Consider the following 20,859-nt stretch of genomic DNA (forward strand, 5'->3'; position numbering starts at 1 on the left):
TTTTCGCAGCTATTCCAGGATATTTTCAAGGCCGTAAACAAGAGTGTCAAGCTGTTTTACCGTTTCGACAGCCACTTTCACACCTGACATGAACGACCCGCGGTCAAACGAATCGTGTTTGATTGTCAATGTTTGGCCGGCACTGCCGAATATGACTTCCTGGTGCGCCAGCAGGCCGGGGAGCCGGATGCTGTGAATCGGAATGCCGTCATATGAAGCACCCCTGGCCCCTTCCATCGTCTCCTGTTCATCAGGATGGCCCTGTTTCTTCGACTCCCTGATTTCAGCGATCAATTCGGCAGTCTTTACAGCGGTGCCTGAAGGTGCGTCCAGTTTCCTGTCATGGTGCTTTTCAATGATTTCCACATCCGGAAAATACCTGGCCGCCATCCTGGCGAATTTCATCATCAAAACAGCTCCTACCGCAAAATTAGGCGCAATGATAGCACCCGTTTCCCGTTCTTCGGCAAGTGCTGTCAGCTCTGCGATATCACTGCTCGAAAATCCGGTTGTACCCACCACAGGACAGACACCGTGACGGAGGGCTGCTTCGGTATGCAGTTTTCCAACTTCCGGCGTAGTCAAATCGATAAGGACATCTGCATCTGTTTCTGACAGGCATTGTTCGATGTCTTCATAAACGCGGGCATTGAGAGCCGGCATATCTTCCAGGTCACCCAGCATTTTTCCGTCATTTTTGCGGTCGATTGCTGCCGCCAATTCGAAATGGGAAGTGTTTTCTATTAATCCCACAGCTGCCCGACCCATCCTTCCGCGCGGTCCAGCCAGGATAATTCTTATTGTTTCCATGTCATTCGACTCCTTCTTCATCATGTCGTGTCCAGCGGTCTTTATCCCTTGTCCTGAATTTTTCCATCACGATATCAAATGCATCATTCAGATTGATTTCAAGTGAGTTCGCAAAACTGATCAAGACGAACAGGACATCGCCCATTTCCTGTTCAATCGTGTTTTCTGCTTCACTATCTTTTTTAGGCTTTTCCCCGTATGTATGGTTCACTTCCCGGGCCAGCTCCCCGATTTCTTCTGTAAGACGAGCCGTCATGGCCAGCGGACCGAAATAGCCTTCTTTGAACTGGCCGATATATTCATCAACTTCCTTTTGCATATCTTCCATTGATTTTATCGCCACGTTTTTCACCCCTATGCAGTCTCCTTTTAATGTTAGCCAAAACAGAACCGTTTGACAAATCAGAAGAAAGGCAATGAGATGAAAATCAGGGCTTGTTTTTATAAAAGGAACGTTTAAACTGATAATGATGTCTTTATTACTGAAGGGGGTTCACTCATGCTGCCAAAGCTCAAAGTGAGAAACATTCTATACATCATTTTAGGAGCTGCAATCCTCTCATTCGGCCTTGTTTATTTCAATATGGAAAACAATCTGGCTGAAGGCGGCTTTACCGGGATTACACTGCTATTATACTTTTTGTTCAGCATCGACCCTGCTATTTCCAACCTGCTGCTCAATGCGCCGCTTTTCTTTGTCGGCTGGAAATTGCTCGGGCGAAATGTATTTTACTACACAATTATCGGAACGGTCTCAGTGTCTGTTTTTCTATGGATATTTCAAAAATACGAGGTCGTTTCCATGCCGCTTCAGCATGACCTGACACTTGCCGCCCTGTTTGCGGGTGTTTTCATCGGGATCGGCCTCGGCATCATTTTCCGGTTCGGCGGCACAACTGGCGGTGTGGACATCATCGCAAGAATCGTACATAAATATGTCGGATGGAGCATGGGTAAGACGATGTTCCTTTTTGACCTGGGAGTCATCGCCGCTTCATTTATCCTCTATCTTGATTACCGTGAGGCAATGTATACGATTGTCGCTGTTTTTGTCGGTGCCCGCGTCATCGATTTCATGCAGGAAGGCGCTTACGCAGCCAGGGGTGCGACGATCATCTCCAATAAGACAGAAGAAATCGCAGCCAAAATCATCAAGGAGCTTGACAGGGGAGCCACACTTTTACAGGGAAAAGGCACTTATACAGGCGAAGAACGGCAGATACTCTACTGTGTCGTCGGGCGTAATGAAATTGTGAGGTTGAAAAATGTCATCCATTCCATCGACCCGCACGCATTCGTTGCAGTTGGTGATGTGCATGACGTCATGGGCGAAGGTTTCACACTCGATGAAAACAAAAATCCTCTGGAACACTGAGTGCCTGCAGATTATTGAACAAGAAAAGCACAAGGCGCCCGCTTAGCGGCGTACGCATAAGCAAGGGTACCCGGAGGAAGGCGGGTTTCCCTTCAGGAGGGATCACCGTCTATGACGTAGCCGCTGGTGCCTGGCGCTGGACACTATCCTTCCCTAAACAACCATTCTCCTCCCTATTGAAAAAGCCCCTGATTGCACAGGGGCTTTTGTAAGCTTTATAATCGAATCTCCTTAGTCTTCGCTCATGCCGACAAACATAAGCACAAATCTGAGCAGTTCCAAAACCGCCACAAGCGCCGCTGCAACATAAGTCAATGCTGCCGCGTTCAGCACCTTCTTTGTGTTCCGTTCTTCATCGTTGCGAATCGCGCCGACGGAAATAATTTGCTCCATCGCCCGGTTTGATGCATTGAATTCAACTGGCAGCGTAACCACCTGAAACAACACAGCAAACGACATGAAGATGATGCCGAGCAGCATCATTCCGGTAGCTTGGAAAATAATGCCGGCAAGAATGAGGAAAAATGAAAAATTCGACCCGAGATTTGCTACCGGCACAAGCGTATGCCGGAATCTCATAAACGCATAGTCTTCAGCATCCTGAAGGGCGTGGCCGACTTCGTGAGAAGCGACAGCCGCACTCGCCAGCGACCTCCCGCTGTATATGGCGCTTGAAAGATTGACCGTTTTATTGCGCGGGTCATAATGGTCGGACAGTTCTCCCCGGGTTTCCCGTATTTGTACATCATAGAGGCCGTTATCATTAAGAATTTTCCTTGCGACCTCGGCCCCTGTCATTCCAGTTGAGTTTGGTACTTGAGAATATTTTCGGTAAGCACTTTTCACTTTGCTCTGAGCCCAAAGAGGGATAATCATCAACAGTGCAAAGTAAATCAGGAACATTCCCACTTATGCATTCCTCCGTTATTTTAGTGTGATAACTTAGCTTGTTTAATATTATTTTAATGTAAGGCTCTAATCCCGTCAATCATTTGATTTCCTGCGGTAGTGGCGTTTTTCTCTCTCTGCCCGGTATTTTTTCCATCCGGCATAAAATAATGCAGACAGGATGACACCGCCAATGGAATAGATGACAGCAAACAAGGACGGGTCTGCACTGTTCAGGTCGGTCTCAGAAAAAATCCCGTTTAGCGAAGCTTCCAGATCAGCAAGTGTGCTGAGTTTTTCCTGATATGATGAACTCTTCATTCTGTCATTATCCAAATGAGCGATATATGAGTGCAGCATCTGGACGTCCTCTTCCGGCCGGTCCAGGGAAACAGCGGGATGGATTACGGTATAATCTGCAATAAAGCGGTTGAGCCGCTGTTGATATTCATGATGATCTTTTCTGGCAGCCGACGCTTTGAGTTCCTGCAAGTCGCCAAGGATGACCCCTTTCATCGTCAGCCAGAGCGGCTGATGTTCGGAAAAAAGGGCATCGACTACAAAACGGAACTGTGTCATAGCCTGGACCCTTTGTTCATGCGGCAACTGAACCTTTGTCATGGCATCCACCGCCTGCTGATGGACAGTTACAGCCACCTTCAGATCGTGCATATCAAAATGGCCGGATGCAGAGGGGTCGTCCATAAACCGGGCGGAAAAATGGACGAGAATTCGCTTCGCTTCCCCGTACCTCTCCTGTTTAGCAAGCATTAGGGCCTGGTCGGCCAGTTTATTGAGCTGTTCCGCCTGCATGCCGTCGGACTTTTCCGGTGCCGCAGCCAACGCGGAATATGATCCTGCTATCAATCCAATAACGATAATGGCCGCTATTATCATTCGCATACTTGTCCCTCCTCCAGATTACTACATCGTATGAGGAGGTGGACAAGAGTAGACCTCATATTTACGTTCTATTGCATACTGCTGTTTTTATCTCGGCAGGCGATCGGTCTCACCCGGGCCAGGGAGCGTCCCGGACCGCCCCTGATCCGCTTCCTACTTAGGGCATTTTTGTTACATCACTCACCATGCGAAAAAATCCGAATGCAGTTTCAAAAAGCCTCCCGCCTTCTGCACCGATCAACAACACACTAAATATACAATAAGCTATAATATAACCGGTTTCAAAGAAACTTGAGTTTAAGCCTGTTTTCCCTCACCCCGAAATAATAAGTGATGATGATCGCCGCAATACTGAGCCAGAATGTGAAATAGCCGATTTCAGCCGTGAACTCGCTCAGTCTGCTGTATCTGGGCATCATCCCGAAAACATAATCGATCACATCGTTATGGAGAGTCCAGACAGCCGCGATGATCAGATGCGGGATTTTGATCCGGTAAAAAGGTGCATACAGGATTCCTTGTACAGCCATTGCGAAGTGCGATGCAATCAGCATATACCCTTCCCAGGGCAGGCTTCCGGAAACATTCAGGACGAGAATATTCATGACCACGGCCCATATCCCATATTTGAAAAGTGTCAGTATCGCAAGCGCTTCAATAAGCGGAACATTTTTTTTGAATAAAAAAGCAGCCAGTACGAAGACAAAAAACAGGCTTGCCGTCGGACTGTCAGGCACAAATATGAGAAACAGCGGCGGTGTATCAGCGAGCTGGTAGCCGTACCATATGTATCCGTATACCGTTCCGGCAATATTCACCGCCAGCAGGGCGAGCAGGATCGGCCGGCGGCTTAAAAACTGTATGTATGATGCCATCTTCAATCTCCTTTATTTTGAACTTGCTTTATGGAACAGGAACTTTATTGCGCCTGAAAAAAATCCCTTATGAAAACATGAAAATGTTCGGCAGTGTTTCCCAACAAGGAAAAAGCTGACTTTTTCAGTCAGCTTTTCCATCATGCGTCATTTTATTCTTCCAGACCTGCAATGAACTCTGAAAGTTTCTTCAGGTCTTCTTCCGACCCTTCGAATTGGTCTGCAGGCATGCTGCCTTTACCGTTTACGGCGATATCGGCAATCTCTTCAGGACTAAGCCCTGTACCGATCAAAGATGGGCCGGCAGCACCGCCGCCAAGATTATCACCATGGCAGCCTAAACATGTTTGCTGGCTGTATATTTGATACCCTTCGGATTCTTTATCGATTTCTGCGGTGACGATCTGCCCCTGAGCTTCAGCCTGCTCCCAGTCATGTGTAACAACGGACTCCCATGTGAGAAAAACGACTGAAACAAGACCAAGGAGCATCAAGCTTACGGCAACCGGGCGTTTGGACGGCCTCCGTTCAGGGCCCCTGTCAAGCCAGGGAGCCAGCATAAGGGCACCAAAAGCGATACCCGGCATAATAATCGCACCTACTATTGTATACGGTCCGGCAGCGAACTCATATTTCAAAAGCTGGTACAGAAACAGGAAATACCAGTCCGGGAGCGGTATGTACCCGGTATCCGTCGGGTCGGCCACACGTTCCAGCGGCGACGGGTGTGCAACTGTCAAACTTAAATACCCTATTAAAAATACAGCGCCAACCATCCACTCTTTCAAGAGGAAGTTTGGCCAAAAGGCTTCCGTTTTCCCGGGATACTCAGAATAATCCTTCGGGATATTCGGCTTGCGCTCAGCCGGAATACGGGAATCGCCTACAAACTTCATCCCTTTACCTCGGTGCATATTCTTCCCTCCTTTATGATTGAAAACCGATTCTTATAGCGGACCGGAAATGCCCTGTTTGCGGATCATCAGGAAATGTGCCGCCATCAGGCCCAGCAAAGCTCCCGGCAGGAAGAATACATGGATCGCGAAGAAACGTGTCAGCGTCTGGGCGCCGACAATTGTCGCGTCACCTGCAAGCAGCGTTTTGACCGCCGTACCGATTACAGGAGTCGCCTCGGCAATCTGAAGGCCTACCTTTGTCGCAAACAACGCTTTCATATCCCATGGCAGGAGGTAACCTGTGAACCCAAGGCCAAGCATAACAAAGAAAATAAGCACCCCTACAACCCAGTTAAGCTCCCTCGGCTTTTTATACGCTCCCTGGAAAAAGACGCGCAGTGTATGTAAAAACATCATGACAATGACTAGACTCGCGCCCCAATGGTGCATTCCGCGGACGATTACCCCGAATGCGACTTCATTTTGAAGGTAATATACGGATTCCCAAGCATTTTTGATATCCGGCACATAATACATGGTCAAAAACATACCTGATAAAATTTGAATAACCGTAATGAAAAAGGTCAGCCCGCCAAAGCAATATACGAATGCGGAAAAGTGATGGGCTGGATTGACGTGCTCAGGCACTTCATGATCGGCAATGTCACGCCATAGCGGTGTAATGTCAAGCCGTTCATCAACCCAATCATAGATCTTTGTAAGCATTGTGCATTACACCTCCTCTCGTTCTTTTGGTTGACCAAGATAAAGTTTGCCGTCTTGTACCTTCATTTCAAAAATATCCAGCGGCTGCAGAGGCGGAGTGCCAGGCACGTTGTCGCCGTTCTTTTCATATAGGCCGTAGTGGCACGGACAGAAGAACATATTTGGATTGGCAGGATCCGTATTCCAGTCGACCGTACAGCCAAGGTGTTTACAGACCGGAGATAACGCCAGGATATCACCGTTTTCCTGCTTGAACACCCATGCGGATTTCGGTTCTTCAGATTCATACCATCCATCGACCTGTTCCACTTTAAAATCGACACGCTGCGGCTCGGTGGTGATCTTTTCCACGTCCATCACCGCAACCATATCGCCGCCTTCTCCCTTTTTCAAAACAGGGTCAACGGCAAAACGGACCATCGGCATTAACATACCGGCAGCCATGAAACCGCCCACACCTGTCAGCGTGTAGTTCAGGAATTGGCGTCTCGATACCCGATGCTGTTTTTCGCTCATGGTTTTCCCCCCTCTATTGCTGAAATAAGTCCGGTCGGACACTGTTCAACAACACACATATAACTAGGACATACCTATGATAGCGCAATATTTGTTATCGGTCAATAATATTATCATGCCGTTAACGATGGAAACCATTAATTTGAAGATGTTTCCTTTTCTTTCCACGTGTCCCTGATGAGCTGCTGCAGTTGTGCGGCCTGCCCGGTTAAAAGCTGACGGGCGGCCGCTCCTTCAATTGACCCGAGATCCACTGATGGGACCCAGATCAAATCACCGGCAAGCTCGTCTTCCATACTCTTCCACATACCGTCAGCTGTTATGTAAAAAATGTGCGAGACATCTTCCGCATGTGTTTCGCCTTCCCATGCTTTAAGACGGCTCATAAGCTCTTCCCGGCCTTCGCTGCTCAAATAAGTGAATGGCGGCATGTGTAAAATGCGTCCCTTGTATTCGCGCTCGACTTCCGCAGCAAGTGCTGCAGTGAATTCGCCCATCACCGCTGTTTCCCTGGCTCTTTTCCCAAGAGAAACGGGCAATAGCGGAATGACTGCTGTGTCGACATACTCCTTCGCCTGCAAAAACATATCTACATCTTTCGGGTTCCAATTCATTTCATTCGCCCCTTGCTGACATCATTTCCTCTCCATTTAACCATGTGCAAAGACAAAAAACAAACCCCCGGCTTCATCCGGAGGCTTAAAGCATTCTTAATTCCCTGGTCAGCTTTTTAAACGTATCGCGGTCATTTTTGTCCAGTGCATCATCGATTTCTCTCAAAATTTCCTTTTTGCGGAAAGAATTGATTGATTCCTGCAGGAACTGTTCGGCGACGATCCTGTCCTTTTCAGTAGTGACAGCTATGGAAGGTACATAAGGGTTATCTTCTAACACGAGTACGTAATGAGGAGAGTGGAAGGCTCCTTGAAAATTCAACTGGATATATACCGGTTCATCCCGGTTTAGGCGAATATCGTGAAAGGACTTTTCTACGTCTGTAGTCATAATGTTTTCTTTATAGAACCGGAACGGCACATCTTCCACATCATCCGTTGACATGACAATTCCTCTTGGTGTATAGCGAGCTTCTTCAACAAAATGAACTTGCTGCAAAAGCTGTTCGTGACTCATTAAGTAGTTCAAAATCCACACACATTCTCTTTTTTTCAGCTGATGGTGATTCAAAAACCAGCGAATGAAATCCTTCTTTTCACTCACGGTGACTGAACTGGTCATTCCTCTTCCCTCCTCGTCCAACCCTCTTAGAATAATAATTCGATGGACAACCGGCAATTCCTTCTTTTTCTTCAGTTGTTTAATTCATCAGTCAGCCTGCGGACAATATCCTGGATTTCCATATTATCCGGATCGATGGCTGACGCGCTCTTCATCACTTTCAGCGCTTCGGGGCGGCGCCCTTCTTCCAATAGGAAAGCTCCATACTCCGCCAAAAAAGATGCGTTTTCTTTAAAGAAAGTATATGCAGACTCATAATGGTTTAATGCTTCCCCATAATATTCCATCTGATTTTTCGCGCGTGCCAGGTACCATTCGAAACGGGGGTCTGTTTCGCCGAATGATCCGGCATGCTCGAGCAGATCGATCACGTCTTCATGGCGGTCTTCCTTGAAATACTGGTCAGACAGCATGATCAGCGCATCAGTATAGCCCGGATCAAGCGCGATTGCCTGTTTCAGGAATGTTTCTGCCTCTTGCTGATTCTTCATCCTGACAGCGGCCTGGGCAGCGTAATAATACATTTCCTTGTTGAACTCATCCTGTTCAAGGCCGGCTTTGATTGTTTCATAAGCTTCATCATTTGCCCCCTCTTCTTCATACGCTTTGGCAAGAAATAAATACAGCGGTGTATACGCCGGATCGATGTCTTTCAACTCTTCAAATTTCTGGATAGCTGTTCTGTACCGCTCTGCCTGGAAGGCGGTGAACGCATAACCGAACAGAGCGTTGATTTCGAGTTTATCGCCAAGGCCCTTCTCATAATGAGCAAGCGCTTCATCAAAATCCCCGCCGGTGCTCAATGCTTCGGCAAGCCGGAGGTGTACATTGACATCGCCGATTTTATCCTGGCTTTCGAGCACTCTCCGATAAGCGGGTATGCTTTTTTGGTAATCCCCCTGGGCCAAATAAAACTCCCCGAGTCCGAAATCGATGATCGGCTCGTCCGGCATAATCCGACGGGCGGCGAGCAGCTTCTGCTCTGCCACTTCGTCAAGTCCCTGCATCTGATACAAATCTGCCATCAAAAGCAGTGCCTGGACATATACAGGATCAGATTCCTTCACTTCATTCAGCATATCCAGGGCCTCATCTTCCTGTTCGAGGTCAATCAATAGTTCGGCTGAGAACATATATAATTCACCTTCATCCGGATAGAGGAGCAGCAAGCTTTCGACAATCGCTTTTGCCCGATCCGCCAGACCGAGTTCATAATACGTTCTCGCTATTTCATACTGTTCTTCATGGGTTCCATTTTTATTGATCTCTTCAAGGAGAAACAGTCCTTTTTCGGCATCCCCCTGTTGAATGAATTGCAATGCTTCTTCTATTCGTGCCATATCCGACTTCCTTTCAATGTCCATGCTGCCGTGTCAGTAGCTTGCGAAGTACCCCGGCAGCCGAATGGTGAGTTCCTTTCCGTAACCCGGGCGGAGCCTGACATCCTGTCCAGCTCGAAGCATGACACCACGCAAATAGGTGACATCAGGAGAGACGGAGTCCGGGATGTCTGCTTCCGATGCCCCATCAGCCCCGTTCTTCACCGGGTCACCTGTATAATATAAATTGTAATCCAGATCCGCCTGCTGAATCAATTCCCCTTTATGCGGATAGATTCCGATTTGCTTGAGAACCGGTTTTCGAAGCGGGCCTTCCTGCAGGCGCAGCTTCCCGTTTATCCCATGGTCGTCCATTTGCTTGTCCCATTCTTTTTCTATCCTGATCCTGCCCCGCTTTGATGGTATGTTTTTGAAATGAGGATAAAGTGCGGGAGGATTGGGATAAAGCGCTTGTTTAATCCAGCCCCATTTTGCCGAATTGATCTCATCATGCGAGTGAATGCAAACCTGGATAAACGGAATGGCGTTTTTCCTGCAGTTTCTGATGAAAGACGGTGTCAGCGTTTTTAATGGGACCGACACACCGATCACATAGTCGAGCGAACTGTTCACCATCCGGTGTCTGGCGATTTTTCCAGCCCTCTCCAATTCCCGTTCCCGCCGGACTTCAGCCGTTATGACGACAGTTGTTACTCCGTGTTTAATCAAGGACGCCTGTTCCTGTTTGAAGCTTGTCGGTGACATTCCTTCATTAATTTGCGGAACATATGATACGATGCCAGGTTCTATCCTAAAAGATGACAGGTCCACTTTCAAATGATTCAGCCGCAGATCATGGGTCCGCCGCATGATCACTTTCTCACCTTTGATTAAACACCTGAGCCCCCGGTCACTGCCAGTACCTTCTGCCTTTTCCAGAATAATCTCCATATAGCCCTCCTTGTCCAAATACACTTCCCTAATGAAAAAATATGAGAATTTTCCGTATTCTATGAGGGAATTAGATCATTCTGGTCAAAAAAGGTAGGCGGAAGGCGTCTGCTCAGCGGTGTGTTCATAAGCGGGAGGTATCTGCCCGAAGGCACTCTTTGCTTTGAAGTGGCCAGCGCTTATGACGATAGCCGCTGGCGCCTGGAGCCGGACAACATGAAATGCTGCCGAAAAAAACAGCTGCAAAAATTGCAGCTGTACCGATCATTCTCCTTTTAAATACGCGAAGTCTTCATAAAAATCCGGGTAACTGACAGCGGCGGCATCACTGTTCATGACTGTGACAACCCCGTCTGCGATACATGAAGCGACGGCATTCATCATTCCGATCCGGTGGTCGCCGAAACTGTCCGTAACAGCACCTGTCAATGGGGTTTTACCGTTTATGACCATTCCGCCTTCGGTTGCCCGGATGTCTGCACCGAGCCTTTTCAACTGACTTACAACGGTATCGATCCTGTTTGTTTCTTTCACTTTCAGCTCTGATGCGTCTTTGATTACCGTTTGACCGTCCGCCTGGGTTGCAAGAAGGGCGATCATCGGGATTTCATCGATTAAACGAGGTACAAGATCACCGCCGATTTCCACTGCTTTCAAGTCGGAAGTCCTGATGTGCAGATCTGCAACGGGCTCTTCATTTTGTGACCGTTCATTTGTTACAGTGAGGTTTGCACCCATCTTGTCCAAAACTTCAAGAATACCAGCTCTTGTCGGATTAATCCCCACGTTTTTCAAGATGATTTCACTGTCAGGAGTGATGGCGCCGGCACCAAGAAAGAATGCGGCCGAAGAAATGTCCCCGGGAACATTTATCACTCTTCCCTGCAGCGTCTGGCCGCCGGACACTTTGACAGTCAAACCGTCTTTCGCTATGTTCACACCGTATGCAGCGAGCATCCGTTCGGTATGATCCCTGGACTGGAACGGCTCCGTGACAGAAGTAACCCCCTCTGCTCCAAGTCCGGCCAGCATTACGGCTGACTTGACCTGGGCACTGGCAACAGGAGATGTGTAGTTCAGACCTTTCAAACTTCCTCCTCTAATGGAAAGGGGGGTGAAACCGCCGTTTTTCCTGCCGTCTATAACGGCGCCCATCTGTTCAAGCGGACCGGTAACGCGGCGCATCGGCCTCCCTGCAATTGACGCATCTCCAGTTATAACGGCATGAAACGGCCTGGACGCCAAAATTCCCAGCATCAGCCTTATCGTTGTACCGCTGTTTCCAACATCCAGAACCTCTTCCGGTTCTTTTAGGCCTTCTCTGCCGGAACCGGAAATTTCGACCCTGTCTCCGAACCGCTGAATGTCTACGCCCATCTTTTGAAAACAGGAAATCGTGCTCAGGCAGTCTGCACCCGCCAGGAAGTTTGTGATGACGGTTTTCCCCCGGGCAATGGAACCGAGCATGACAGCACGGTGTGAGATGGATTTATCACCTGGTATATGGATTGTTCCATGCAAGCCGGCTTCAGCAGGCTTTAAACGGATCGCTTTCAATTTTATCCCCCTTCAACTTTCAATAAAAGTATCATAACCGTTTTGCCGGAGCAGTTTCTGGCTCCTGCTCCGATCTTCATCTGACCGGAAACTTATCCGGAGGACGCCGAGAATGTCTTCACGCGTTTCAAGAATTCTTAAGTTGGTGATATTCAGTTCTTCTCTGGCCAGGATGCCTGTCACCGTAGAGATGATCCCCGGGTAATCTGGCACATCCACATAAAGGTCATAATAGGATGGAATCGCTCCCTTGGTACGGCTTGGCAGGGAGTCCCGGAACCCTTTCGCTTCCTTGAAATAATTGTGAATACTCTCGCTGTCACCTTCTGCAACCATTTTCTCGATAGCTGTCATTTCCCGTTTCCAATCTTCGAACATCGACAGAAGCGCATCTCTGTTATGTACAAGGATATCCCTCCACATGACCGGGCTGCTTGATGCGATTCTTGTGATATCACGGAATCCGCCAGCTGCAAGCCGGGCTACGAGTGCATTGCGGCCGTTCAGTTTCTCGATCTGATGAACGAGTCCTGCTGCGACAATATGCGGGAAATGGCTGATGGCTCCCGCAACATAGTCATGTTCCTCCGGATTTAGCCGAAGAAACTTAGCTCCGGTTCCTTTCAGCCATTCTTCCATCCGGTCATATACGTACTCATTCTCGCCCGCAGCAGCGGTCAGGATATAATAGGCATTTTCAAACAAGTGTGCCCTTGCTGCCGACACACCGCTTTTATGTGAGCCTGCCATAGGATGACCGCCGACAAAAAAGACCGCTTTATCTTCGAAAATAGCCGCCTGCTCCATTATGCGCTGTTTCGTGCTACCCACATCCGTTATAAGCGCATCTTTTTTCAAAGGCAGGCCGGCAAGTCTGTCGATAATTTCTTCTGTCTGCAAGACAGGCACGGAAATGACGATCAAGTCCGAATCCGGGGCAGCCCGGTCAAGACTCATCTCGTAACGGTCAATGACATGGCCCGCAGCAGCAAGCCGCAGCTGTTCTTCGTTCACATCATAGCCGCATATATCCGCATCAGGATGCGCTTTTTTAATAGCAAGCGCAATGGATCCGCCTATCAATCCCAATCCGATGATGAGTACCTTTTTAGTCAACGCTGTTCCCGGCTTTCTCCAACACAAACGGTTCAAGCACGCTGATCAGATCATCCATCGTCTTTTCATCCCCGATTGTAATGCGGACGCTGGTGGGATACCCGAGTTTAGATCCAGAACGGACGATAAAACCATTTTTAAGAAGGTAATCGAATACTTCATCACCGCTCCGGTGAAAATCAACAAGCACGAAATTCCCCTGAGACGGAAAGTAATCAAGGCCGACCCGCTTACAAAACGCCTCTAGTTTCGTGATTCCATCCCGGTTCTTATCCCTGGTTTCCTGCAAGAAGCCTGAATCGTCGAGAGAAGCTGCGGCCGCAATCTGAGCGATCGAATTCACATTGAACGGCTCCCTTGCCGGCTCAAGCCGGCGGATGAACTCTTCATTACCGACGCCATAGCCGATACGGAGTCCGGCAAGTCCGTAAGCTTTTGAAAATGTCCTGAGAATCATCAGATTCGAGTATTTGTCAAGCAGCGGGATGGATTCAGGGTAATCCTCTGCCGTCACGTATTCATAATACGCCTCATCCAGGACGACAAGAATATCAGAAGGAACCCGTTCCAGGAAACGCTGAAGCTTTTCTTCGCCGATATAAGTGCCCGTCGGGTTATTCGGGGAACAGAGCCAGATGATTTTCGTCTCTGCATCGGCGGCCTCCACCATCGAATCAAGGTCATGTTCACCGTCAACGTTCGTGACTTCCCTTACTTCGGCACCCTCAATTACCGCATTATGCCGATACTGCGGAAAAGTCGGTGAAGCCGTGATCGTATTCGAATTGCCGTCAAGCAGAGCCCTGCATACGATTTGAATCACTTCATCGGAGCCGTTTCCGAAAATGAGCTGCCCTTCGGAAACACCCAATCTTGACGACACTTTTTTCCGGAGATCCTGTGCAGATCCATCCGGATATACGGCAAGCATGTCTGCAGCTTTTTTCACAGCGCTGCTTGCATAGCTGGAACAGCCGAACGGGTTTTCATTCGACGCCAGTTTCGTGATCGTGTCGAGCCCTAATTCATCCTTTACTTCTTTCACCGATTTACCGGGCTGATAAGGATTTAACTTCGTAATGCTGCTTTTTACTTCCACAGTTATCCACCTTCCCTTTTCTCACGCATCTACCGCCCGAGAAGGATGCTTTTCGTTTCATTGTAGCACATTCTTTGTTATGGTAAAGCGAAAAAGTGCAACTTTCCCAATGTACATTTTTCCTGTTTGATCCATATTTCCGCTGCTCATGCACTCCATTCATACCGGGCAAAATCAACAACATACTTTAACATAGCCTTATTGTCACTGCTTAGTTAAATCAGGGCGCAGGTTGACTGCGCCTTCCAAATAAACATGATTGATTTCATGCTGTTTCGCCTCGGTTTCTACCGTCAGCATCAGGCGGATGCACATAGGCAGTGAACCAGGTACAGGAATTTCTCTTGTACACATGACCGGCACGAATTTCCAGCCTTCGACGGCGCGAAGTGCCCTCGCCGGAAACTCTGCATTCAAATCATTCGTCACAGAAAAGACAGCATGCACGACTTCTTCCGCCTTCACCCCGTTCTGCTTTATGACTTCTTCAAGCATGCGCCGGGCGTTTTCCACGATTTCTTCACCATTGTTTTCTTTTACCGTAACTGCTCCTCTGATTCCCCGTATCATGTCATTCCTCCCCCAGATTGTTGATGGCATCTGAAAGCACGTCTTCCGAAACCGGCTGTTTCACCGGCTTCGCGATTTCGTCAAGCAGGACCATGTTGATATTTCCTGATGTCGATTTTTTATCCTTTTTCATCCGATCAATCATTTTTCCGGCATCCAGACTTTTCGGAAACTCCGGAAAAGGAAAGGAATCGATCCAGCGCACGGCTTCATCCGCTTCCGTCCCCATCCCCCTTATCGTTTTACTTAATGAAAGTGCGTATTTCATTCCGATCGCTACAGCCTCTCCATGAGACATTCCGCCATAACCTAATTCAGCTTCGACTGCATGACCGAGCGTATGGCCAAAATTCAAATAGGCGCGGACCCCCTGCTCTTTTTCATCCTGTCTTACAACATCCGCTTTGATCGCGATCGCCTGCTTCAGAATAGAGGCCAGGCCGCCGCTTTTCAAATCTTCGAGATCGGAAATTTGATTTCTGAGATGGTCATAAAATGATCTGCTTCCGATCAAGCTGTGTTTGATGACTTCGGCGAATCCGGACAGCCATTCCCGTTCCGGAAGCGTTCGGAATGTTTCGACATCATAAACGACAGCAATCGGCTGATGGAATGCACCAATCAGGTTTTTCCCAGCCGGATGGTTAATGCCGGTCTTGCCGCCGACTGCGCTGTCATGGGCAAGAAGTGTCGTAGGAATTTGAACAAACCGGATACCTCGCATAAAGGTTGCCGCTGTAAATCCAGCCAGGTCGCCGATCACACCGCCTCCAAGAGCCGCGATGAGCGAATTACGGTCCAGACCGGCTTCAAGGGCTGCGGTCAGGCAGCCGTAATAGGATTCGAACGATTTAGCCTGTTCTCCTGCATCCACAATGTGTACATGGATCTTTGCATATGAAGAAAAACTGGCCTTTACCTCTTCCAAATATAAGGGCGCTACATTCGCATCAGTTATTATCAGCACAGAGGAAGCGCCGGCAAGAGCGGACCCGAGCAGGCCGGCTGAGTTTCTTCTGATGCCGGCACCAATATAGACAGGGTAGGTTGACGAAGGTGTTTCAATCAGTAATTTTTCCATTTTAAAAGTCTCTCGCCCTCTCCCTCGCTTCATCGATATGCTTTTTCAGCACATCCATCCTATCGCTTTCAAACTGGTCAACTATCGCAGCTGCAATCTCCCATGCTACCACGGCTTCAGCAACAACACTAGCGGCTGGAACAGCACAACTGTCCGAGCGTTCAATGCTCGCTTCAAATGGTTCCTTCGTTTCGATATCGACACTTTTCAGAGGCTTATAAAGTGTCGGAATCGGCTTCATGACGCCGCGTACAACAACCGGCATGCCGGTTGTCATCCCGCCTTCGAAACCGCCAAGCCGGTTTGTGCTCCGTTCATAGCCGCCTTCTTCGCTCCAGGTGATTTCATCATGCACCTTGCTGCCCGGCAAGCGGGCCGCTTCAAAGCCAATCCCGAACTCAACACCTTTGAAGGCGTTGATACTTACAATGGCCGCCGCGATTTTCGCGTCAAGTTTCCGGTCATAATGGACATAGCTGCCGATTCCTGCCGGTACACCAGAGACAATAACTTCAACGATGCCGCCGATCGAATCTCCGTTTTTTTTCGCTTGATCAATGGCTTCCATCATGGACTGCTCAGCTTTCTTATCGAGACAGCGGACCGGCGATGCTTCTGTCCGTTCCCGGATTTCATCCATTGACTGCACACCCTCTTCTCCTGCTTTCACACCGCCGATTTCCACGACATGGCCGGCAACAGATATCCCCAATTCCTTCAGAAGCTTCTTGGCTGCTGCTCCTGCTGCGACACGTACCGTTGTCTCACGCGCAGAAGAACGCTCGAGGACGTTGCGCAAATCGCGGTGGCCGTATTTGATTGCACCGTTCAAATCGGCGTGCCCCGGGCGCGGCCTTGAGATTTTCCTTTTCACATCCTGTTCCTCTTCTTCACTGATAGGCTCGGCGCCCATGACATGCGTCCAATGGGTCCAATCTTTATTTTCGACGGCAAGCGTAACGGGCGACCCGAGCGTCCGGCCGTGCCTGACACCGCTCAAGATACGGGCCTGGTCCTTTTCAATCTGCATCCGCCTTCCTCTCCCATAACCCTTTTGCCTCCGCTGCAATTCGTAATTTATATCTTCTTCGGCTAGCGGCATCAGCGAGGGCAATCCTTCAATAATGGCGGTCAACTGGGGGCCATGTGATTCTCCGGCTGTTATGTAACGCATACGACCAACTCCTTTTGCTTGTTTAATATGTACCGATATAGAAAAAAAGGCATCACTTTTTAAAAGTGAACCCTTTCTGGCATTGCTTTCCGATAAAAAAACGTATCTTCCGACTCCAATTGATAATGTCCCGGGTTAAAGATCTGCTCTGTACTGCCGACAAATAAAACACCGCCCGGCCTTAGCGCACTGCTGAATTTCCGGTACAGCTCATCTTTCGCATCCTCGGTAAAATAGATCATCACATTCCTGCAAACGATGAGATCAAAGCCTGAATCGAAGGAATCTGCCAGCAGATTATGCTTTTTAAAGGATATCGCCTGCTTTATAGTATCTCCAATTGTATATACGGACTCGTCCCTTGTAAAATATCTTTCCTTCAGTGGGTTCGGCATTTCCTGAAGCGACCTTTCCGGATATACGCCAAGGCGGGCACGCTGCAATGCGTTTTCATCAAGGTCAGTCGCAAGTATATCAAATTGATGCAGCCGCTGCAGGTTTGACAGCATAATAGCCAGTGTATACGGTTCTTCCCCTGTTGAACAGGCTGCACTCCATACTTTTAGCCTGTTTCCGTCCCGAATGAGCATCGGCAGGATTTTGTTCTCGAGGACCTCCCACCGTTTATAGTTCCTGTAAAACTCTGAAACATTGATCGTCATTCTGTCCAGGAACTCTTCAAACAGCGGAACATTCCTGTCAATCGCATCGAAAAACTCATCAAAAGATGCAAAGCCTTTTTTATCCCTGAGCGATGTCAGGCGCCTCTTCATCTGCGCTTCTTTATACAGCGACAAATCAATCCCGCTTTTTCTTTTCACTTTTTCAACAAACCTGCTGTAATCGTTTCCTGCCATCAGTCCGTCTCCCTTACATGAATGAAAAATGCTTTTCTAATATTTATCACACTTCCGGAAGATTATCCAGAACATTTTACATATTTATCGGAATTCCTTTTAGGCAGTTCCGATAAACAAAGGATAAAACGTCTCTCTCGATCTCCGCGGCCTGGACTCGCTTTCTGCACACGAACTGGATGCGGCAATCCTGCAATCCCCATGGCAAAAGAGATGCGGAGAGCCCTTGCTCAGCGGCGTACGCATAAGCAGGGCTGCACCAGGAAGGGCGCTTTTCCCCTTCATGGGGCGGCAATGCTTATGACGATAGCCGCTAGGGCTCGCAGCTGGACATTAATCTTACTTAAAAACTAAAAAAGGAATACTTTCTTACCTATTAAAGAAAACTCACCGATTGGCGAGCGTAAGGTGAAAACAGAGGAGCGGCGTTGAAGCTTCCTTGCTGATAAAATATACTTTCCTATACGAAAAAATGCCTTTCCATAACGGAAAGGCAAGGTTAAGCGGTTACAAATTATAAAATTAATAGATCCAGCTGTCGGAATTCTTTTTGTAGTCGATTTGTTCGTCCCCTTTGAAGAACAATCCGATTTCCCTTTCGGCACTCTCAGTTGAATCAGAGCCGTGAATCACATTCTTGCCTACTGTAAGTCCGAAATCACCGCGGATCGTTCCAGGAAGAGCTTCCGCCGGGTTTGTTTTCCCCATCATCTGGCGGGCAGTAGAGATGACATTCTCGCCTTGCCATACCATTGCAAAAACCGGACCGGATGTGATAAATTCAACCAGTTCAGGGAAGAACGGACGCTCTTTATGCTCACCATAATGTTCTTCTGCAAGCTCCTGGGAAATCTGCATCAGTTTGGCACCGGCAAGCTGAAACCCTTTTTTCTCAAAACGGCAGACAATTTCACCGACCAGGTTGCGCTGGACGCCGTCAGGTTTTACCATTACAAATGTTTTTTCCATGATTTTCTCTCCTATCCTTTTAAAAACTATGTAAAGAAAGGGTTTTCCCATGGGTTAAACCCTTGTAGATTTTATCAAATTTTCTCAACATTATCAAACTTGAACAGATGCAACCGGTCTAATACTTGCGTTTCCCAATAAATTCAGCTATCTTTCTGAGCGTTTGATTGGCCCTGTTCTCAGGCAGCAGCTCAAGGGCTTCATATGCATTGGCAAGGTACCGGTCACTGATTTCCCGCGCGTATTCAATGCCTCCGGAAGACCTGATCAGGGAGAGGACATGATCAAGATCATATGATGCCGGGTCGGGCCCCACTTTAAGCAGTTCAGCGCGGATCCTGTCATCTTGCCTTGCATATAGGGCCGGAAGGGTGATATTTCCCTGCCTAAGATCCCCGCCTGCAGGCTTACCGAGCTCTTTTTCAGTCCCGGTGAAATCCAAAATGTCATCGGTAATCTGAAATGCCATTCCGACATTGTATCCATACTGATACAACAGCCTTTGCTCCTGCTTCGATACATCGGCAGCGACAGCGCCCAGCTCACAGCTGACCGCAATTAGTAAAGCCGTCTTCCGTTTGATACGGCGCAAATAATTTCGCAAGTTTTGATTCCAGTTATACTGGTCGCGGATTTGCTCTATTTCACCGATACAGACTTCCACAATCGTCTTAGATAAAATCTGGTGCGCTTCAGGTTTGTTTAGCTCTGTCATCATTTCAAGGGATCTGGCAAATATGTAATCACCTGTATACATCGCAATCCGGTTATCTCATTTTGACTTTATCGTCAACTTGCCTCTTCTAAGTTCCGCATCGTCCACAACATCATCATGGACGAGGGAAGCCATGTGAATGAGCTCCAGGGAAACCGCGACTTTTTTCATCGTCTCGATATCGTAATCGCCGAACTTCCCTGAAAGCAAAACAAAAGCAGGCCGGATCCGTTTTCCGCCTGCACTCAATAAATGCTCAGATGCTTCACGGAGGAGGGGATGCCGCGCCTGGATAGTTTGATACAGCTCTTTTTCAATGGCATCTAAATCTGAATTAAGATAAGCATATAACATTTTTAATTTCATCTGGAATCACCTAAAATCCGTCCAATACGATTTTTCAGAAGAATACCGGCAGAATCCGGCACTCCTCTTCACCATTCAGCCAGTGACACCCTTATCGGATGCCCTTTGCAGTATATACATAAATAGAAAGGGCGGTCCGGTCCGCTGTCACGCCTTCGGTTTATAGCCGAGGTGCATTGCGGCTACGCCGCCTGTATATTGTTTCACTTCCACATTCACAAATCCGGATTCCTTGAACATCTCCGCCAGCTTGCGGCTGTCGGGAAATTCACTCGCTGACTCCTGCAGCCACGAATACTCCTGATAGCTTTTGGCCAGCAATTTACCCATGACCGGCATGACCTTCTTAAAATAAAAATAGTAAAATTGCTTGAATACCGGCATTGTCGGCTGGGACGTCTCCAGGCAAACCGCCTTTCCGCCAGGCTTCAGAACACGGTGCATTTCTTTCAGGACCTGCATATAGTCCGGCACATTACGCAAACCGAAACCGATTGTTACATAGTCAAAGCTGTTATCTTCAAAAGGGAGGCTCATCGCGTTACCGTGAATCAGGGAGACATTATCCATGTCCATACCCTTAAGCTTTTCTTTTCCGATCTTCAGCATGTTTTCACTGAAATCGAGACCGACCACCTCGCCGTTCGGCCCGACTTCTTCACCCATTGCGATGGACCAGTCCCCTGTACCGCAGCAGAGGTCGAGGCTTTTTGCGCCATTTTTGACACCCATTCGTTTCATTGTATCTTTACGCCAGGCCTTGTGGCGGTTAAAACTGATCACAGAATTCATGCTGTCATAGTTTTCATAAATTTTTTCGAACACTTGATGAACACGTTCTTCTTTTGACTGTGCCATGG

Annotated in this window: 21 protein-coding genes and 2 pseudogenes; 1 reads left to right on the forward strand and 22 read right to left on the reverse strand. The window is 48.2% G+C overall.

The genetic code is table 11. The features are described from left to right. Positions 1-9: 9 nt before the first annotated feature. Positions 10-810, reverse strand: coding sequence for a 4-hydroxy-tetrahydrodipicolinate reductase (gene dapB / locus A4U59_RS13765; protein WP_070121120.1), 801 nt, complete (start codon positions 808-810; stop codon positions 10-12). Position 811: 1 nt separating this feature from the next. Continuing rightward, positions 812-1,211 (reverse strand): annotated as a pseudogene (locus tag A4U59_RS13770) (nucleotide pyrophosphohydrolase). A 98-nt stretch (positions 1,212-1,309) separates the two neighbouring features. On the opposite strand from A4U59_RS13770, the gene A4U59_RS13775 reads away from it, so the two are divergent. After that, positions 1,310-2,185 (forward strand): YitT family protein, encoded by an 876-nt coding sequence (locus A4U59_RS13775; RefSeq protein WP_070121121.1) that lies wholly within the window; start codon positions 1,310-1,312, stop codon positions 2,183-2,185. A gap of 231 nt (positions 2,186-2,416) precedes the next feature. On the opposite strand, the gene A4U59_RS13780 is transcribed toward A4U59_RS13775, so the two are convergent. The 20 genes and pseudogenes from A4U59_RS13780 to A4U59_RS13875 all read right to left on the reverse strand — a co-directional run bounded on the left by A4U59_RS13780 (position 2,417) and on the right by A4U59_RS13875 (position 20,857). Continuing rightward, positions 2,417-3,088 (reverse strand): zinc metallopeptidase, encoded by a 672-nt coding sequence (locus A4U59_RS13780; protein ID WP_425388907.1) that lies wholly within the window; start codon positions 3,086-3,088, stop codon positions 2,417-2,419. Positions 3,089-3,169: 81 nt separating this feature from the next. Then, complete coding sequence (locus tag A4U59_RS13785) at positions 3,170-3,976, reverse strand: sporulation protein YpjB (RefSeq protein WP_070121123.1); 807 nt, start codon at positions 3,974-3,976, stop codon at positions 3,170-3,172. Between the two features lie 281 nt (positions 3,977-4,257). Beyond that, the gene (lhaT, locus tag A4U59_RS13790) at positions 4,258-4,851 is read right to left on the reverse strand and encodes a lipoprotein heptaprenylglyceryl N-acetyltransferase LhaT (protein ID WP_070121124.1); all 594 of its coding nucleotides are present in this window, start codon (positions 4,849-4,851) and stop codon (positions 4,258-4,260) included. A gap of 152 nt (positions 4,852-5,003) precedes the next feature. Beyond that, positions 5,004-5,765, reverse strand: coding sequence for a menaquinol-cytochrome c reductase cytochrome b/c subunit (locus A4U59_RS13795; protein ID WP_070121125.1), 762 nt, complete (start codon positions 5,763-5,765; stop codon positions 5,004-5,006). Between the two features lie 33 nt (positions 5,766-5,798). Further along, positions 5,799-6,473 (reverse strand): menaquinol-cytochrome c reductase cytochrome b subunit, encoded by a 675-nt coding sequence (qcrB, locus tag A4U59_RS13800; protein WP_070121126.1) that lies wholly within the window; start codon positions 6,471-6,473, stop codon positions 5,799-5,801. Positions 6,474-6,479: 6 nt separating this feature from the next. Next, the gene (locus A4U59_RS13805) at positions 6,480-6,989 is read right to left on the reverse strand and encodes a QcrA and Rieske domain-containing protein (protein ID WP_070121127.1); all 510 of its coding nucleotides are present in this window, start codon (positions 6,987-6,989) and stop codon (positions 6,480-6,482) included. Positions 6,990-7,126: 137 nt separating this feature from the next. After that, complete coding sequence (locus A4U59_RS13810; protein WP_070121128.1) at positions 7,127-7,603, reverse strand: YpiF family protein; 477 nt, start codon at positions 7,601-7,603, stop codon at positions 7,127-7,129. A gap of 85 nt (positions 7,604-7,688) precedes the next feature. Then, positions 7,689-8,225 (reverse strand): ReoY family proteolytic degradation factor, encoded by a 537-nt coding sequence (locus A4U59_RS13815; RefSeq protein ID WP_070121129.1) that lies wholly within the window; start codon positions 8,223-8,225, stop codon positions 7,689-7,691. Between the two features lie 71 nt (positions 8,226-8,296). Beyond that, positions 8,297-9,565 carry a tetratricopeptide repeat protein gene (locus A4U59_RS13820; RefSeq protein ID WP_070121130.1) on the reverse strand — a complete coding sequence of 423 codons (1,269 nt, stop codon included), beginning with the start codon at positions 9,563-9,565 and terminating at the stop codon, positions 8,297-8,299. Positions 9,566-9,598: 33 nt separating this feature from the next. Further along, positions 9,599-10,495 (reverse strand): hypothetical protein, encoded by an 897-nt coding sequence (locus A4U59_RS13825; RefSeq protein WP_070121131.1) that lies wholly within the window; start codon positions 10,493-10,495, stop codon positions 9,599-9,601. Between the two features lie 264 nt (positions 10,496-10,759). Continuing rightward, positions 10,760-12,052 carry a 3-phosphoshikimate 1-carboxyvinyltransferase gene (gene aroA, locus A4U59_RS13830; protein ID WP_106406344.1) on the reverse strand — a complete coding sequence of 431 codons (1,293 nt, stop codon included), beginning with the start codon at positions 12,050-12,052 and terminating at the stop codon, positions 10,760-10,762. 12 nt (positions 12,053-12,064) lie between these two features. Continuing rightward, complete coding sequence (locus A4U59_RS13835; protein ID WP_070121132.1) at positions 12,065-13,168, reverse strand: prephenate dehydrogenase; 1,104 nt, start codon at positions 13,166-13,168, stop codon at positions 12,065-12,067. Continuing rightward, positions 13,161-14,267, reverse strand: a complete 1,107-nt coding sequence (gene hisC, locus A4U59_RS13840) for a histidinol-phosphate transaminase (protein WP_070121133.1) — start codon at positions 14,265-14,267, stop codon at positions 13,161-13,163. Before hisC ends, A4U59_RS13835 begins: the two co-directional genes overlap by 8 nt. 204 nt (positions 14,268-14,471) lie before the next feature. Further along, positions 14,472-14,837, reverse strand: a complete 366-nt coding sequence (aroH, locus tag A4U59_RS13845; RefSeq protein WP_070121134.1) for a chorismate mutase — start codon at positions 14,835-14,837, stop codon at positions 14,472-14,474. A 1-nt stretch (position 14,838) separates the two neighbouring features. Next, entirely contained in the window at positions 14,839-15,918 is a 1,080-nt protein-coding gene (gene aroB, locus A4U59_RS13850) for a 3-dehydroquinate synthase (protein WP_070121135.1), read from the reverse strand. Between the two features lies 1 nt (position 15,919). Beyond that, positions 15,920-17,092 carry a chorismate synthase gene (gene aroC / locus A4U59_RS13855; protein ID WP_070121136.1) on the reverse strand — a complete coding sequence of 391 codons (1,173 nt, stop codon included), beginning with the start codon at positions 17,090-17,092 and terminating at the stop codon, positions 15,920-15,922. 59 nt (positions 17,093-17,151) lie between these two features. Beyond that, entirely contained in the window at positions 17,152-17,949 is a 798-nt protein-coding gene (locus tag A4U59_RS13860) for a CheR family methyltransferase (RefSeq protein WP_070121137.1), read from the reverse strand. A 522-nt stretch (positions 17,950-18,471) separates the two neighbouring features. Then, positions 18,472-18,918, reverse strand: a complete 447-nt coding sequence (gene ndk, locus A4U59_RS13865; RefSeq protein WP_070121138.1) for a nucleoside-diphosphate kinase — start codon at positions 18,916-18,918, stop codon at positions 18,472-18,474. Between the two features lie 118 nt (positions 18,919-19,036). After that, positions 19,037-19,999 (reverse strand): annotated as a pseudogene (gene hepT / locus A4U59_RS13870) (heptaprenyl diphosphate synthase component II). A 147-nt stretch (positions 20,000-20,146) separates the two neighbouring features. Then, the gene (locus tag A4U59_RS13875; protein WP_070121139.1) at positions 20,147-20,857 is read right to left on the reverse strand and encodes a demethylmenaquinone methyltransferase; all 711 of its coding nucleotides are present in this window, start codon (positions 20,855-20,857) and stop codon (positions 20,147-20,149) included. Positions 20,858-20,859: the final 2 nt, after the last annotated feature.

The organism is Bacillus marinisedimentorum (assembly GCF_001644195.2).
In the GTDB taxonomy this organism is placed as follows: domain Bacteria; phylum Bacillota; class Bacilli; order Bacillales; family Bacillaceae_O; genus Bacillus_BL; species Bacillus_BL marinisedimentorum.

Excerpts from the sequence above, each read along its gene's own strand:
- dapB (WP_070121120.1), bottom strand. The coding sequence starts at position 810 with ATGGAAACAATAAGAATTATCCTGGCTGGACCGCGCGGAAGGATGGGT.
- A4U59_RS13775 (WP_070121121.1), top strand. The coding sequence starts at position 1,310 with ATGCTGCCAAAGCTCAAAGTGAGAAACATTCTATACATCATTTTAGGA.
- A4U59_RS13780 (WP_425388907.1), bottom strand. The coding sequence starts at position 3,088 with ATGTTCCTGATTTACTTTGCACTGTTGATGATTATCCCTCTTTGGGCT.
- A4U59_RS13785 (WP_070121123.1), bottom strand. The coding sequence starts at position 3,976 with ATGCGAATGATAATAGCGGCCATTATCGTTATTGGATTGATAGCAGGA.
- lhaT (WP_070121124.1), bottom strand. The coding sequence starts at position 4,851 with ATGGCATCATACATACAGTTTTTAAGCCGCCGGCCGATCCTGCTCGCC.
- A4U59_RS13795 (WP_070121125.1), bottom strand. The coding sequence starts at position 5,765 with ATGCACCGAGGTAAAGGGATGAAGTTTGTAGGCGATTCCCGTATTCCG.
- qcrB (WP_070121126.1), bottom strand. The coding sequence starts at position 6,473 with ATGCTTACAAAGATCTATGATTGGGTTGATGAACGGCTTGACATTACA.
- A4U59_RS13805 (WP_070121127.1), bottom strand. The coding sequence starts at position 6,989 with ATGAGCGAAAAACAGCATCGGGTATCGAGACGCCAATTCCTGAACTAC.
- A4U59_RS13810 (WP_070121128.1), bottom strand. The coding sequence starts at position 7,603 with ATGAATTGGAACCCGAAAGATGTAGATATGTTTTTGCAGGCGAAGGAG.
- A4U59_RS13815 (WP_070121129.1), bottom strand. The coding sequence starts at position 8,225 with ATGACCAGTTCAGTCACCGTGAGTGAAAAGAAGGATTTCATTCGCTGG.
- A4U59_RS13820 (WP_070121130.1), bottom strand. The coding sequence starts at position 9,565 with ATGGCACGAATAGAAGAAGCATTGCAATTCATTCAACAGGGGGATGCC.
- A4U59_RS13825 (WP_070121131.1), bottom strand. The coding sequence starts at position 10,495 with ATGGAGATTATTCTGGAAAAGGCAGAAGGTACTGGCAGTGACCGGGGG.
- aroH (WP_070121134.1), bottom strand. The coding sequence starts at position 14,837 with ATGATACGGGGAATCAGAGGAGCAGTTACGGTAAAAGAAAACAATGGT.
- aroB (WP_070121135.1), bottom strand. The coding sequence starts at position 15,918 with ATGGAAAAATTACTGATTGAAACACCTTCGTCAACCTACCCTGTCTAT.
- aroC (WP_070121136.1), bottom strand. The coding sequence starts at position 17,092 with ATGCGTTACATAACAGCCGGAGAATCACATGGCCCCCAGTTGACCGCC.
- A4U59_RS13860 (WP_070121137.1), bottom strand. The coding sequence starts at position 17,949 with ATGGCAGGAAACGATTACAGCAGGTTTGTTGAAAAAGTGAAAAGAAAA.
- ndk (WP_070121138.1), bottom strand. The coding sequence starts at position 18,918 with ATGGAAAAAACATTTGTAATGGTAAAACCTGACGGCGTCCAGCGCAAC.
- A4U59_RS13875 (WP_070121139.1), bottom strand. The coding sequence starts at position 20,857 with ATGGCACAGTCAAAAGAAGAACGTGTTCATCAAGTGTTCGAAAAAATT.